Annotated in this window: 19 protein-coding genes; all 19 read right to left on the bottom strand. The window is 29.1% G+C overall.

Going from position 1 to position 13,221, the window contains the following annotated elements:
- Positions 1-5: 5 nt before the first annotated feature.
- Entirely contained in the window at positions 6-305 is a 300-nt protein-coding gene (fliE, locus tag FGL08_RS05400; RefSeq protein ID WP_138209808.1) for a flagellar hook-basal body complex protein FliE, read from the bottom strand.
- 10 nt (positions 306-315) lie between these two features.
- Positions 316-747, bottom strand: coding sequence for a flagellar basal body rod protein FlgC (gene flgC, locus FGL08_RS05395; RefSeq protein ID WP_138209807.1), 432 nt, complete (start codon positions 745-747; stop codon positions 316-318).
- 1 nt (position 748) lies between these two features.
- Positions 749-1,159 (bottom strand): flagellar basal body rod protein FlgB, encoded by a 411-nt coding sequence (gene flgB, locus FGL08_RS05390; RefSeq protein ID WP_138209806.1) that lies wholly within the window; start codon positions 1,157-1,159, stop codon positions 749-751.
- 348 nt (positions 1,160-1,507) lie between these two features.
- Positions 1,508-2,353 carry a flagellin gene (locus FGL08_RS05385; protein WP_138209805.1) on the bottom strand — a complete coding sequence of 282 codons (846 nt, stop codon included), beginning with the start codon at positions 2,351-2,353 and terminating at the stop codon, positions 1,508-1,510.
- A gap of 17 nt (positions 2,354-2,370) precedes the next feature.
- On the bottom strand, positions 2,371-2,745 hold the full coding sequence (locus FGL08_RS05380) for a hypothetical protein (protein ID WP_138209804.1): 375 nt from the start codon (positions 2,743-2,745) through the stop codon (positions 2,371-2,373).
- A 1-nt stretch (position 2,746) separates the two neighbouring features.
- Entirely contained in the window at positions 2,747-4,363 is a 1,617-nt protein-coding gene (gene fliD, locus FGL08_RS05375) for a flagellar filament capping protein FliD (protein WP_138209803.1), read from the bottom strand.
- 14 nt (positions 4,364-4,377) lie between these two features.
- Positions 4,378-4,764, bottom strand: coding sequence for a flagellar export chaperone FliS (gene fliS, locus FGL08_RS05370; protein ID WP_138209802.1), 387 nt, complete (start codon positions 4,762-4,764; stop codon positions 4,378-4,380).
- Between the two features lie 34 nt (positions 4,765-4,798).
- Positions 4,799-5,137, bottom strand: coding sequence for a flagellar protein FlaG (locus FGL08_RS05365; protein ID WP_138209801.1), 339 nt, complete (start codon positions 5,135-5,137; stop codon positions 4,799-4,801).
- A gap of 9 nt (positions 5,138-5,146) precedes the next feature.
- Positions 5,147-5,374, bottom strand: coding sequence for a carbon storage regulator CsrA (gene csrA, locus FGL08_RS05360; protein WP_138209800.1), 228 nt, complete (start codon positions 5,372-5,374; stop codon positions 5,147-5,149).
- Positions 5,374-5,805 (bottom strand): flagellar assembly protein FliW, encoded by a 432-nt coding sequence (fliW, locus tag FGL08_RS05355; protein WP_138209799.1) that lies wholly within the window; start codon positions 5,803-5,805, stop codon positions 5,374-5,376. The genes csrA and fliW overlap by 1 nt, the downstream gene beginning before the upstream one ends.
- Positions 5,806-5,825: 20 nt before the next feature.
- On the bottom strand, positions 5,826-6,830 hold the full coding sequence (flgL, locus tag FGL08_RS05350; protein ID WP_138209798.1) for a flagellar hook-associated protein FlgL: 1,005 nt from the start codon (positions 6,828-6,830) through the stop codon (positions 5,826-5,828).
- Between the two features lie 16 nt (positions 6,831-6,846).
- On the bottom strand, positions 6,847-8,763 hold the full coding sequence (flgK, locus tag FGL08_RS05345) for a flagellar hook-associated protein FlgK (RefSeq protein ID WP_138209797.1): 1,917 nt from the start codon (positions 8,761-8,763) through the stop codon (positions 6,847-6,849).
- A 4-nt stretch (positions 8,764-8,767) separates the two neighbouring features.
- Complete coding sequence (locus tag FGL08_RS05340) at positions 8,768-9,181, bottom strand: flagellar protein FlgN (protein ID WP_138209796.1); 414 nt, start codon at positions 9,179-9,181, stop codon at positions 8,768-8,770.
- A gap of 13 nt (positions 9,182-9,194) precedes the next feature.
- Entirely contained in the window at positions 9,195-9,473 is a 279-nt protein-coding gene (locus tag FGL08_RS05335) for a flagellar biosynthesis anti-sigma factor FlgM (RefSeq protein ID WP_138209795.1), read from the bottom strand.
- A gap of 158 nt (positions 9,474-9,631) precedes the next feature.
- Positions 9,632-10,807 (bottom strand): flagellar motor switch phosphatase FliY, encoded by a 1,176-nt coding sequence (gene fliY / locus FGL08_RS05330; protein WP_138209794.1) that lies wholly within the window; start codon positions 10,805-10,807, stop codon positions 9,632-9,634.
- Positions 10,800-11,795 (bottom strand): flagellar motor switch protein FliM, encoded by a 996-nt coding sequence (gene fliM, locus FGL08_RS05325; RefSeq protein ID WP_138209793.1) that lies wholly within the window; start codon positions 11,793-11,795, stop codon positions 10,800-10,802. The genes fliY and fliM overlap by 8 nt, the downstream gene beginning before the upstream one ends.
- 34 nt (positions 11,796-11,829) lie before the next feature.
- Positions 11,830-12,234: a chemotaxis protein CheW gene (locus FGL08_RS05320; protein ID WP_138209792.1), complete on the bottom strand. Its 405-nt coding sequence runs from the start codon at positions 12,232-12,234 to the stop codon at positions 11,830-11,832.
- Positions 12,235-12,244: 10 nt separating this feature from the next.
- Positions 12,245-12,607 (bottom strand): response regulator, encoded by a 363-nt coding sequence (locus FGL08_RS05315; RefSeq protein ID WP_138209791.1) that lies wholly within the window; start codon positions 12,605-12,607, stop codon positions 12,245-12,247.
- A 14-nt stretch (positions 12,608-12,621) separates the two neighbouring features.
- A complete protein-coding gene (locus tag FGL08_RS05310; protein WP_138209790.1) occupies positions 12,622-13,221 on the bottom strand; it encodes a chemotaxis protein CheC in 600 nt (199 codons plus the stop codon).

Below are 13,221 nucleotides of genomic sequence, written 5' to 3'. Positions count from 1 at the left end.
TAAAACTATAGTTGCATCCTGTTTAATTCTGTATATGCATCTAATAATTTATTTCTTATTTCTATTGCATATTGCAAGGATATCTTAGCCTCTGATGCTCCAAGCATTAATTCATGCATGTCTATATCTTTTCCACTTAAAAAATCACTTGTATTTACCTGATTCTTAAGTTGAACTTCATTAACATTATCTAGCTCTTCTTTTAAAGTTTTAGCAAAACCTGATTTATTATCACTTACCTTTTCTTCTTTATTACTTTGCAACATATCTATAGTTTTTATAGGTATAAACTCATTTATCTTCATAATAATTCTCCTATCTTCCTATCTCTATACTTTTAAGAAGTATTCCTTTTTCAGCATTTATAGCTGTAATATTAGCTTCATAAGCTCTTGAAGCTGATATTAAATCTGCCACTTCATTAAGTATATTAACATTTGGCATAGTTACATATCCATTATCATCAGCGTCCGGGTGTGAAGGTTCATATACCTTTCTTAAAGGTGATGGGTCTTCTTCTACTCCAACGGATTTTATACCCATTAACTTTTTATTTTTTACTCCAGTTTCTCTATCAATTTCATTTCTTAAGTTTTCCTCAAATAAGGCAACTTTCCTAACATAGGGCTTTCCATTACTTCCTCTTGTAGTTCTATGATTAACAATATTCGATGATATAGTATCCATTCTGAGCCTTTCTGCAGAAAGACCGCTAGAGCTTATTCTCATATTACTAAAAGCCTTCAATTTATCTTCCTCCCTTTATTACATTTGTTTTCATAGAAAAATCATTATTTATATGTGTTACTAAAGCATTATATAATATAGAGTTTGATGCTAAATTAGTCATTTCTATATCTACATCTACATTATTTCCATCATTTCTCATAGCACCGTTTTCATCTCTAATAACCTTATATCCTTTAGAATTAAAATTGTCATTGATATGTTTTTTATCTGTATTCTTCATATCAACTTTTCCTTTACTTAATTTTTCTTCTAGAACTACATCAAATCTTTTATAACCCTTAGTATTAATATTGGAAACATTATTTGATATAACCTTACTTCTTTCATAAGAAGCGCTTATACCATTTTTTAAATTTTTATAAACATCTCCACTTGAACTGTTATTAGAAAAACCTATTAAAGTACTCATTATTCTCACCTCTTTCTTTTTGATTTTTTTAACACTCAATATATTTAATTTAAAATTTAAATATTCATTTAATTATAAGTTAAGTTTAAATCAAGTTTAAATTAAACATCTTTTACCTACAATTAATTATACCTAACTGTAAATCAAAAATAAACCTTTTTATATAAATTTTACAGTGATTTTAATATTTATTTGAGTAAAAATATAACTAATATTTAAATATTAATATATTTCCTGTATATTACGTATTTATATACATAAATATGAAAAGAAAAGAACATAATTCATAACTGTAAACATTAGAATATATGTTCTTTAAAAATATTATAAATTTAATATTATTAAGTTTTACTTCGCATTTTCCAATATTCTTAAAACTTCAAGTGGAAATTTATTAGTTTGAACCATTATTGCATTTCCTGCCTCTATTAATATAGAACTTTTAGTAACTTCTATAATTTCCTCTCCTATATCTGTGTCTCTTATAAAACTTTCCGCTTTTTGCACTGTATTGTAAATCTCATTCATATTATTAAAATTTTCTTCTAATCTACTCTCAAGGGCACCATATTTAGATCTAATTGAATTTATAGCTCCTATAGAATTATCTATAAGCATAAGAGTTTTTGGTATATCGTCAAAATATATATTAACTTTATCTTTTTCCTTTAAACCTAGGGATTCTGTAGTTATGTTGTATATGGGTATATCTACTTTATCTTCCTTACCATTCCCTATCAAACTTTTAATTATTTGAGGATTTTTAATATCTGTAGATTCTTCATTACATAAGAGTTTTATACTATTAAATTCAGTGTTCTTACTTGTATAGTCTATGCCCTCTAGTATAGATTCTATTTCATTCATTATATGTGCTTTATCCTTCTCAGTAGAACCTCCACCTGAACTAACAACTAGAGTTCTAATTCTATTTAAGCTATCAGAAATAGAATTCATACCACCCTCTGCCGTTTGTAACATACTAATATTATCTTGAATATTTTTAGCGGCACTGGTGTAGGATCCTAATTGTAATCGAAATTTCTCACTTTGTGCATATGCTATTGGATCATCCTTAAATGAATCAAATTTACTCCCACTGCTAATCCTAGCCATACTTCTACTCTGATTCTTTAAATTATAAAGATGGTTTCTATATACATTTAAAGAAGCTAAATTCTGGCTTAATCTCATTAAATAATCACCTCTACTTACACTCTTTTATTTAAAAATCTTAGACTATGATTTGTATTTTTACTATAATTCTCATTAGCTATTACAGAGTTTTTAATTTTACTTATTTCCTCTTTTATATTTTTCATTTTACTTTTTATTAGCTTGTCTAACTTATTTTCTAAATTAAAAATTTCATGTTTATCACAGGCATTTATAAAGTCTTCCTTAGGATAATCAGAAGCTTTCATATATAAAATTATTTTATCCCTTTTGTCTATTAGACCTTCTATCTTATATATCTTTTCTTCATTCAATTCCTGTTCTTCAAGTAAACCTATGGCTTCTTTTGTGAAATTAATATAATTCTCTAAGTTTTCTCTTAAGCTAATACCATATTGTAAATTATTCATGCTATTTAGCTCCCATACCTAGTTGCCCCATAAGCCAATTTGATTGGGCATTCATCTTATTCATAATAACCTCTAATCTAGAAAAGTGATTATAAAAGTATTTTTCCTTTAAAGCTACATCTTTTTGCATCCTTATAATCATCTTATCTTTTAATTTTATTTCTTTTGATAAAAGATTTGTAAATTCATTAAAACTTCCATATTCATCTTTCATCCCTGCTTTTTCTATTAATATACCTTTTTTATCACTACCATATCCTAGAGTTCTTGTATAGTCTAAAAATACATCTCTTACTCTTTGAAAAATCCCTTCTTCCTTATACCTTTCACTTCTTTTCTCCTGATTTGTAGCAGAATATGGAATATCACTTTTTTTCGTAAATAAGCTTAGCACCTTTTCCGTATCTTCTTTTAGTGCTTCCTTAAACTTAAACTCATTTATCTCTATCTTACCTTGCTTAGAATAATCTCTTGATGTAGATACTCCTATAGACTTCCCGAACTTAGAAGTTACACCTTCTACATCATCAAAGAAAGCTCTTCTAAGCCTTGTCATCATATTTTGAAGATCAGCATCACCCCTTAGAATTCCTTCCTTACATTTATCTTCCCATTTTTTAATTTCCTCTTGTTTTAGTTCTTTCCTTTGCTCCTCTGTAAGAGGTTTAAAATCCCTATTTTTATTTTCACTAACCTTTATATTAACCTTATATACCAATTTATTGTATTCATCTACAAATCCTTTTATTCTATTGTAAATATCATCCACATTTTTATTTAAATTAAATGTTGTTACTCCAGTATCTATAAAATTATATACAACTCCATCTGCTGTATAAGTGTTTTTGCTAGATTTTACTCCAGTAACTAGATTCCCCCCAGGAAGAACTACGTCGAAAACTGCATCTTTAGATTCTTTTCTCTCAATTCCTAACACTTCTAAGAACCCTGATTCCCCTGTCTTCCCTATAGTTCCATCCGCCTGTTTAACTGATACCTTTGAATCTATATCTAAATACATATTAGCTCCAGTATCCTTAGTTTCTATAGATATACTCTTTGTTAGTTCAGAATATTTAGCAACTACTTTTCCTTTTGTTTCTTTTTCTATCTTATTAAAAATAGTTTTTAAGGAATCTCCAGCATTAAGCTCTACAGTAATTGTATCTTTAATTCCATCTTTTCCTTTACTACCATAACTTATTTCTAATATCTCATCTTTTTCTAATTTAAAATCCTCATGATTGTTAACTTCATCCTTAGTTAAAACTTTGGCACCACTAGCCACACTTTTTACATCTATCTTATATCTACCACTCATAGCTGACGTATTTCCTTTAACAATTGCAGATGTGCCTTCTTTATCTTCCATAGTATGAATATAGGCTTTTTCCAGGTTGCTTACGTTTTTTTCGCCCCCAATTATATCTAAAAAATCATAATTAATCTTATTTACATCTTTAATTATATCCCTGTATAATTCTTGCCTCCAGTTGATTCTTTGTCTATCAGCGCTAACCTTCTCCATTTTCATTACATAAGGTTTCATCATTTGCTTTATCATATTATCTGTATCTAAACCAGTTGCAAGACCTGTAAGTCTCATATAATCACTCATTTATATCCCCCTCCTTATTTTGCCACCTTACTAACCTTATAAGCCTCATACCAAATTTCTTTAACATTCTCTATAAGAGGAATTGTCTCGTTTAATATTTCAATATCTTTTTTAATATTAGCGTTTATTAAGTTTTGCACTATGAATTCATAAATGCTATATAAGTTTTTTGCCCATTCACCACCTAAATTAGTGTCTAGTGATGTCATGAGCTCATAGAAAATATTTTGAGTTTTAATTATATTAGTATTTGCCTTTTCAAAATCATTCTCTAAAATTCCTTCTCTTGATATTTTGGAAAACTTAACAGCTCCATCTACAAGCATAAGTAGTAGTTGTTCTTTAGATGCGTAATTTATACTATTATTTTTATAAGTATTATAGGCATTTGCATAAGTCATATACTTTCCTCCCATTTAAAATAGGTTAAATATTTTAGGCCTTCTCATCAATCATAAGTCCTACCATTTCACACATAGATGCTACCATATCTAGGATTTTTTCTGGTGGAATTTCTTTTATAACATCTCCAGTTTTAGAATCCACCAACTTAATCATAGTAATATATTTAAATTTTTCATGATTTCTATACTCTAATCTACAATCATCTTTTTCTAGAATTTTACTAATTATATCTCCTGCATTTTTAATATCTTCATCAGAATATCTACTTATCTTACCGTTTAATGATATATCTACTGATTCTCGTTTTTCAGTACATATAAATCCACTATCTAATGATAGATTACTATTTATTTTGCTTATTCCCATCATAGCACCACCCTATTTTTCTTTCAAAAAGGATATGTTTTTTAAAGCTTCTATATCAATATTAATAGCATTTTCATTTTCGTATTTTACTTCTTCTATTAACTCTTCTCTTAATACAGATAACTCTTTAGGAGCATTAATACCTAATTTTACAGACCCACCCTCACTGGATATAACAGTAATTTGAATATCCTCACCTATCATAATTGACTGCCCTTGTTTTCTTTTAATAACTAACATTACTTAATCTCCTTAAAAATAGGTGTTTTTATAGAATATTCTTCATTGTTTAGGATTATCTGTTGTCCTAATTTACTTTTGATGTTTATTATTAAGGGGGCTCTTAAGTTAACTGTTGTCTTTTTTATATCTGAATTTATAGTTAATATATTCAGAACTAAAACTTCATTGCTGTCCTCTATGTTTAATTCTTCTAAAGTATTTTGAGAAAGTCTAAATTCATAATTTTTATTTATATTAAATGGAGAAGAAACAACAAAACCTATGCCTGTATCTTCGATAGAATGAACCACATTAAAAACTTTATTGTCCTTAAGTGGAAACACTATAAATTTTTTTAAGTTTTGAAATCCTAGTAACCCCTTTTTAAAGATTATAACCTCATGGTTATCATAATTTATTTCTCCATGATATTTTGTTTTTAAAATCATATTTTTCTCTCCTTGTAGGATTATCTTAAGAAATCTAGAAGTGATGGTTGAATAACTTTTGCACTAGCTTGTAGGGTGGATATAAGTACAGCGTAAGCTATATTAAACTCTATACTTTTTTCAGTTACATCAATATCCTCTGTATTACTTAATATTTCTTTTAGGTTAAAATTCTGCTCATCATTCTTCTCTTTTGCAGAATCCATTCTATTTTGTTTAGCCCCTACCTCTGATCTTATTTTAAGTAAATTACTTATGCTATCCTTAATTCCTTCTAAATCATCTGTAAGTAATTTATCTATTGCATCCTTACTATCTGCAGTTCCATCAGAATCTTTCCCATCTAAATGATTGGTAATAGACTTAAAAATTTTCATTAAATCTCTTTCTTCACCCTTATCTGTTTTAAATTGCATAACTTCTATGGAAGTTGCATTATAATCAAGAACAACACCTTGAGAAATTTCCATTTTAAGTTTTTGATTTAAAGTATTAAATTGCTCTAAATCTTCTGGTTTGCTAAGATCTAGATGCCCACCTTCTTTTTTAAAATATTTTAATTCAATCTTTCCATTTTCTTTAATCACTTCTATAGGTTTTGTAGTACCCCTAGAACCGCCAAAAACATATTTACCATCAAAGTTAGTGTTAAGTATTTGCCCAAATTCATCCACCTTTTGCTTTATTTCATCATTAATAGCTGATCTTTCTCCAGAACCATAAGGAGCATCTCCTGCAGATACTAAAAGTTCATTAATTCTTTTAAGTACATCAACACCTTGACCTAAAGCTGTATCAGTAACATTAAGATAATTTATAGTATCTTTAATATTCTTATTATACTGTTTATTTATATTTATATCTGTGTGCAGCTGCATAGCTCTTGCAACTTTAAATGGATCATCTGAAGGTCGTCTAAATTCTTTCTTTGACGTAACTTGCTCGTTAATTTTATTAAAATTATTTATATTAACACTTAAATCTCTTAAAAAATTATTTGAAAGCATTTTATTTGTAATCCTCATAAAAAGACCCCCTAAATTATCTAATTAAACCGTTTATAACTACATCCAATAATTGATCTACAACAGATATCATTCTAGCACTTGCTTGATATGCATGTTGAAATTGGACTAAGTTTGCCATCTCTTCGTCTATAGAAACACCAGATACAGATTCTCTTGCATCTGAAAATCCTGATAAAAGTTCTTTTTGATTTATAACTATTCTATGTGCTTCAGAAGTTTGAATTCCAAGCTCATCAACTATATCCTTAAAATAGGCATCTATTTTCATACCATTTATATTATTTTCTATAACATCTAAGCCTAAATCACTCCTTATTAACTTAGAATTTTCTCCAGTTCCAGTTAAACTTTTTATAAACTCTTCTCTAGTGGTAGTATCCTTAATTCCTTGAATCTTTATGAGAGTATACTGTAACCTTGATATAGCTAAAGCTCTATTGCCATCGGATTCACCATCTTTTTTATTATCCCCAGAATATGCATACTCATCATCATGAGTTTTCGTTTTAATTTGCATAACATCTGACAAGATCCATTTATTTAAAGATATATTACCAGCATTAATCTCCACTTCTTTATCCAATACCTCTTTTAAATTATCTCCCTGTAATTTATTTTCTAAATCATATTTATCTCTAGCTACCTCTCCATTCACAAAAAAAGGCATATAGTCTGCATCTACAGTTCCTACTACTTTATCTTTGGGAGAACCAGGATTTATTTTCCCGCTATGAATTGTATTTACTGATAAAGCTATTGATTTTGCTAGTTTATTCAGTTGATCCATGTATTTATCTACGTCCTTTTGAACAGACATAAATCCTTTTAATTCTCCACTATCAGGAACAAATAATCCTAATCGTTCTGTAAACATATCCATATTAATACTGCCACTTTCCCTAATGGCATTTAAATCTATGTCTTTTCCTTCACAGTAGGATTTTCCATCTTTATCCGACCAGATAACCCTGCATTCATCTATATATCTTGTTATCTCTTTTAATTCTTCTTTATTTTTTATACCTTTTATTATTATTGGCTTTCCTTCTTCATTAGCATTTCCTTTTTTAAAATAGCTTATCTTTAAGGAATATTCTCCACTTGCCTCTTGTGTGCTTTCTATTCCCTTTACGTATGAAAACCTGCTAACATTAAAATTAGGTTCTTTTCTCACTAAGAGAGGTTCCCCATTTCCAGGCACACCTTTTAATGTTCCAGGACTTAAATTATAAGAATTAAATTCCTTTTTATCTATATTAATATTGAAATCCTTACTTAAATTATCAATTAGTAGGTCTCGCCTATCCATTAAATCATTAGGCTCCATACCTGATATTTTTACACTCATTATTTGTTGATTTAAGTCATCTAACTGAGCTAAGACATTATTTATATTAAAAACTTTTTCTTTTATTTCACTTCTTACATTTGCTTTTAAATCTTTTAATTGATTGTAGGTATGGTTTAACTCTTTTGCCAAGGCATCTGATTGTTGAGCTGCTACAGTTCTAGCATTGGAATCTTCTGGTTGTTTTGAAACACCATACCAAGCCTCAAAAAATTTCCCAATCATAGTTGACATTCCATACTCTGTAGGTTCATTAAATATACTCTCTATCTCATTTAGATATTTCTCTCTAGATTCATATCTTCCTAAAGTACTACTTTCATTTCTAATTTGGTAGTCTAGAAAACCATCTCTTACTCTTTGGATTGATTGCACATGAGAGCCTGTCCCTAGTTGTCCCGGGCTTATTGAAGAAGTCATATCAGGCATTCCAAAAGGCTTTGTAGTTTGTATTTCTGCATGTTGTCTTGAATATCCTTTTGTGTTAACATTTGCAATGTTATGAGATGTAACACCTATTACCTTTTGATGAGTATTCATTCCTCTTTTAGCTATATTAAAAATTGACATTAAATCTGACATATAATCACCTCGTAACTTTTCCTATAGAATTATAAGTTTTAAGATTTGTTTTAGATGGATTTAATAAATTTAGAAGCTGATTTGTAAATACTAAACTCTGTTTAACTAAAGTTTCATTTGTTTCTTTTTGAAGCTTTAATTCATATACTAATTTTTTAACATCCCTGTATAATAGCTCTAGTTCTTCATCTTCAGATCTTTTCACAAAATCCAGCATAGATTCATCCCCTAAATGGGACCTTCTCTCTAGTTCTATCTTTGCTACTTCCTTATTCTTGTCTCCTATCTTTTCTAGAATACTTTCTAGGTCAAAGGATTTATTTTTTACGATAAATATATGTTGCTCTTCTAAAAGTCCTAATAATTCTTTAAATATACCTTTTTCCCTTTGTAATACATCTTTTAGTTTCTCTTTCATCTAGGCAACCTCTCTATATATTTTTACCTTTTATATTATCTAATATCTTTTCTGCTATTAGCCTTGAGTCCCTATTATAAGTACCTTTTTCAATTTGATTTTTAATTTCCCTTATCCTATTTTCTCTTTCTTTATCGATAATCTCGTTTCTATTTTCAACACTTAACTTTTTTCCTATATCTGATAACTCTATTCTATCTCTTTCCAAAGTACTTTTTTTAGTATTATTATATTGATTTTTTCTATCATATAAGTTAATTAACTTATTCATTGAAATGTTGTTCACTTTCATGTTCTCACTCCTCTACTCCATCTTAAAATTCCTATATTCCCCTTTTTTCTTACCTTAATTTAATTATCGATTTTTCTATAGAAAAGTTTATAGAATTATTCCATTTAAAAATAAAAAATAAGGCATATAACTACTATTTGCCTTACTTTTAAATGTTATTAATTATTTCGTAAACTTTTAACTCTATCTTCACCACTTATTATACTTGTAATTCTAACTCCAAAATTCTCATCCACAACTACAACTTCTCCATAAGCAACTTTTTTTCCATTCACAAGAACTTCTACAGGCTCTTCTGCTAATTTATCAAGTTCAATTAAAGAACCCACGCCTAATTCTAAAACCTCTTTAATACTCTTTTTAGTACGACCTAAAACTACCGATATATTAAGAGGTACATCTAAAATTAAATCTATGTTTCTAGGTGTGTGATTGGAATTTTCATCATTTAAAGTTTCAAATGTAGCTTGTTTAATATTGGCTGGAGCCCCACTCTCTATAGGTTTTTCATCCATAGATTTATAGGCATTACTTAAATTGCTATGATTTTCATATTCTAAGTTCTCTGAGTTATGATATGTAAAATCTTCTACATAAGACTCTTTATCTATTTGATTATTATTCAAGGAAGAATTTTCTTCTATATACTCATCTGAATTAGTCATAATATTTACTATGGTTTTTGCTGTTGATACAGGTAGTATCTGCATTATTTTACTATCTACTAATTCACCTATGGTAAGTCTAAATGCAACTCTTACAATAGTCTCATCATCATCTATACTTTCGGAAAGTTTATCACCAATATCTCGCCAAAGCTTAGAAGTTGGAGGAGATATATTAACTTCCCTTGTAAACATAGTAGCCATTGAAGTTGCTGCAGAACCAATCATTTGATTCATAGCCTCAGATACAGCACTTATTTCTATTTCTGATAGATCTAAGGTGTTTTCTACATGTCCATCTCCACCCATCATTAAACTTGCAATAACAGCTGCATCTGTTACTTTCATAACAAGTAGGTTTGCACCTATAATACCACTAGTATACTTTACATCTAAGGCTATATTAGGTATCTCAAAACCACTTTTCAGTTCTCTTAAAGTAGTAATTGCTACATTCGGCGTAGTTATATTAACTGGTTGCGATATTATGGTAGAGAGGGCAGTAGATGCGGACCCCATAGAAATATTTCCTACCTCACCTAAAATATCCTTTTCTATATCACTTAATATTTCTGTATCACTTGATTCATTTTTTGAAGATGTATCTACATCATTATTTCCATTTAAAAGAGAATTAATCTCCTCTTGTGATAGAAATCCATTATTCATAGCTTTCCACATCCTTATCTATAATATCAAGAACTTGTACTCCTCTGTTTTTACCTATAATACCTGGTTTTGCATAATAATACGGTCTATCCCCTATATATATTTTTACTGGATCCGAAGATTTTGTATTTAAACCTATAACATCCCCAGTAGAAAGTTTTAAAAACTCTTCAACAGATAGAGATACATCACCTAAGACTGAAAGCATTTCTATAGAAACTATATCAAGTCTCTTTTTAATTTTCGTATTACCTTCAGTTTCTTTTTCTTCAACATTTCCTCTAAACCAATACTTAATTTCTAACTTGTCTAAAAATTTCTCTACACTAAGATAAGGTATACAAATATTTAAAAAAGTGCTGTTATTCCCCATCTCAACGGTAAAAGTTATTAGAGCTACTGGTTCATTAGGAGCTAGAGTTTGATTTAATGCAGGATTAGTTTCTAACCCTTCAATTTCAGGTTCAACATCAAGCACATCTTCCCATGCAAGTTTTAGATTATAGATGAGTCCATCATTTATTCTTTTCATGATGTTTTTATCTATATCTGTAAATTCTCTACTCTTATTTTTCCTGCATCCATTTCCTCCTAAAAGTACATCTGTTATTTGATACACAAATTCTGGATTAGTCTCAAACAACAAGGTCCCATTTAAAGGAGGCATCTTAAATATAGTGAGCATAGTTGGATTAGGAATTGAGTGAATGAATTCTTCATAAGTTATTTGTTGTATTGTTTCAATCTTAACTTTGACATTATTCCTAACTTGTCCTGTTAAATAGGTAGATATTATTCTTCCATAATTATCATGTATAAGTTCTAAAGTTCTTAAATGTTCTTTAGAGAATTTCTGAGGACTCCTAAAATCATAAAGTTTTATTTTTTGTTTTTCTTCTTCTACCTGAAGTTGTTCTGGCTCTACCTCACCAGAGGACAAGGCAGACAAAAGAGCATCTATTTCACTCTGGGACAAAACGTCAGCCATACTCTTACCTCATTTCTATTCACAAAAATCTTAGTTAATAATTAGGTATTAACTTGCAAATATTAATTAAAGTTATTAATCTATCACCTAAATTTATAATTCCCTCAATATATGGTTTTTCTTTATTTTCTTCTAACTTTTTTATTATATCTTCCTTTATCTCTAGTACTTCATCAACCTCATCTACTTCTATTCCTACATCCTCCTGATTTAATTCTAATATAATAATTCTACCTTCTCCCTTATTTTCCTCTTCTAGTTCTAAAAGTAGATGCATATTAAGGAGAGAAATTACATTTCCTCTTAAATTTATAAGTCCTTTAATGTAATCAGAAGCCTTTGGAACTCTAGTTATTTGCATTGTATCAGTTATACTCTTAACTTTTTCAGTTTCTACAGCAAATTGTTCCTTACCAATTTTAAAAACCACAATTTGCATTTTACCCCTCCTATCCTACTACCTTATTAATTGCTTCTAAAACCCTGTCTGCTTGAAATGGCTTCACTATAAAATCTTTAGCCCCTGCCTTAATTGCATCCATAACCATGCTCTGTTGTCCCATAGCACTACACATTATAATTTTAGCCTGAGGATCCATAGCTCGTATAGCTTTCACAGCCTCTATACCATCCATATCTGGCATAGTAATATCCATAGTAACTACATCTGGTTTTTCTGATTTGTAAAGTTCGACACCTTTTAATCCATTACTTGCCTCTCCCACAACTTCAAATCCATTTTTTTCTAATATATCCTTAATCATCATTCTCATAAAAGCAGCATCATCCACTATTAAAACTTTTGTAGACATAATTATTACCTCCCTTAACCTATTCCTAATGAATTTAAAATTTTTTCTAAAGACCCCGGCATTGGCACATAATAAAAGTGCCCACTCAAGGCTGTTTCATCTTGTATAAATGAAGTTTCTATATCTAGTACATACTCATCGTATTGCCCAGATTCAATAAAAGTTGTTGATAATATAGCTCCAAGCATATCACAAGTTACTGCTGGTACGGATGGCATTATGGCTAAATTAGTAAATTTACTAATAGCATTCATATAAGAACTTGAAATTATATTTCCAATTTCACATAATACTGAAGCACCCATATCAGTTAACTTATTTTCATATACTCCTGTTAAATCCTTAATAATATTTCCTGCTGCACTTTTGCTGAATATAAAAAGTATATTTCCTGGAGTATCACCTAGAACTCTTACTAAAATACCAACTACTACTTCTTCTGATCCTATTTTATTGTATATTTCTTCAAATGAAATTACATTGATATTAGGTACTGTCATATCAATTTTTTTATTTAAAAGTTGTGATAATGCTGTGGCAGAATTACCAACACCAATATTCCCCACCTCTCTTAAAGCATCCAGTTGAATAGAAGTTAAATCTTTGTAGCTCAT

Source organism: Hathewaya histolytica (genome assembly GCF_901482605.1).
In the GTDB taxonomy this organism is placed as follows: Bacteria; Bacillota; Clostridia; order Clostridiales; family Clostridiaceae; genus Hathewaya; species Hathewaya histolytica.
Note: the sequence above shows the minus strand (reverse complement) of the source record. Positions and strands in the feature narration are given on the sequence as shown.

Excerpts from the sequence above, each read along its gene's own strand:
- fliE (WP_138209808.1), bottom strand. The coding sequence starts at position 305 with ATGAAGATAAATGAGTTTATACCTATAAAAACTATAGATATGTTGCAA.
- flgB (WP_138209806.1), bottom strand. The coding sequence starts at position 1,159 with ATGAGTACTTTAATAGGTTTTTCTAATAACAGTTCAAGTGGAGATGTT.
- FGL08_RS05385 (WP_138209805.1), bottom strand. The coding sequence starts at position 2,353 with ATGAGATTAAGCCAGAATTTAGCTTCTTTAAATGTATATAGAAACCAT.
- FGL08_RS05380 (WP_138209804.1), bottom strand. The coding sequence starts at position 2,745 with ATGAATAATTTACAATATGGTATTAGCTTAAGAGAAAACTTAGAGAAT.
- fliD (WP_138209803.1), bottom strand. The coding sequence starts at position 4,363 with ATGAGTGATTATATGAGACTTACAGGTCTTGCAACTGGTTTAGATACA.
- fliS (WP_138209802.1), bottom strand. The coding sequence starts at position 4,764 with ATGACTTATGCAAATGCCTATAATACTTATAAAAATAATAGTATAAAT.
- FGL08_RS05365 (WP_138209801.1), bottom strand. The coding sequence starts at position 5,137 with ATGATGGGAATAAGCAAAATAAATAGTAATCTATCATTAGATAGTGGA.
- csrA (WP_138209800.1), bottom strand. The coding sequence starts at position 5,374 with ATGTTAGTTATTAAAAGAAAACAAGGGCAGTCAATTATGATAGGTGAG.
- fliW (WP_138209799.1), bottom strand. The coding sequence starts at position 5,805 with ATGATTTTAAAAACAAAATATCATGGAGAAATAAATTATGATAACCAT.
- flgL (WP_138209798.1), bottom strand. The coding sequence starts at position 6,830 with ATGAGGATTACAAATAAAATGCTTTCAAATAATTTTTTAAGAGATTTA.
- flgK (WP_138209797.1), bottom strand. The coding sequence starts at position 8,763 with ATGTCAGATTTAATGTCAATTTTTAATATAGCTAAAAGAGGAATGAAT.
- FGL08_RS05340 (WP_138209796.1), bottom strand. The coding sequence starts at position 9,181 with ATGAAAGAGAAACTAAAAGATGTATTACAAAGGGAAAAAGGTATATTT.
- FGL08_RS05335 (WP_138209795.1), bottom strand. The coding sequence starts at position 9,473 with ATGAAAGTGAACAACATTTCAATGAATAAGTTAATTAACTTATATGAT.
- fliY (WP_138209794.1), bottom strand. The coding sequence starts at position 10,807 with ATGAATAATGGATTTCTATCACAAGAGGAGATTAATTCTCTTTTAAAT.
- fliM (WP_138209793.1), bottom strand. The coding sequence starts at position 11,795 with ATGGCTGACGTTTTGTCCCAGAGTGAAATAGATGCTCTTTTGTCTGCC.
- FGL08_RS05320 (WP_138209792.1), bottom strand. The coding sequence starts at position 12,234 with ATGCAAATTGTGGTTTTTAAAATTGGTAAGGAACAATTTGCTGTAGAA.
- FGL08_RS05315 (WP_138209791.1), bottom strand. The coding sequence starts at position 12,607 with ATGTCTACAAAAGTTTTAATAGTGGATGATGCTGCTTTTATGAGAATG.
- FGL08_RS05310 (WP_138209790.1), bottom strand. The coding sequence starts at position 13,221 with ATGAGCTACAAAGATTTAACTTCTATTCAACTGGATGCTTTAAGAGAG.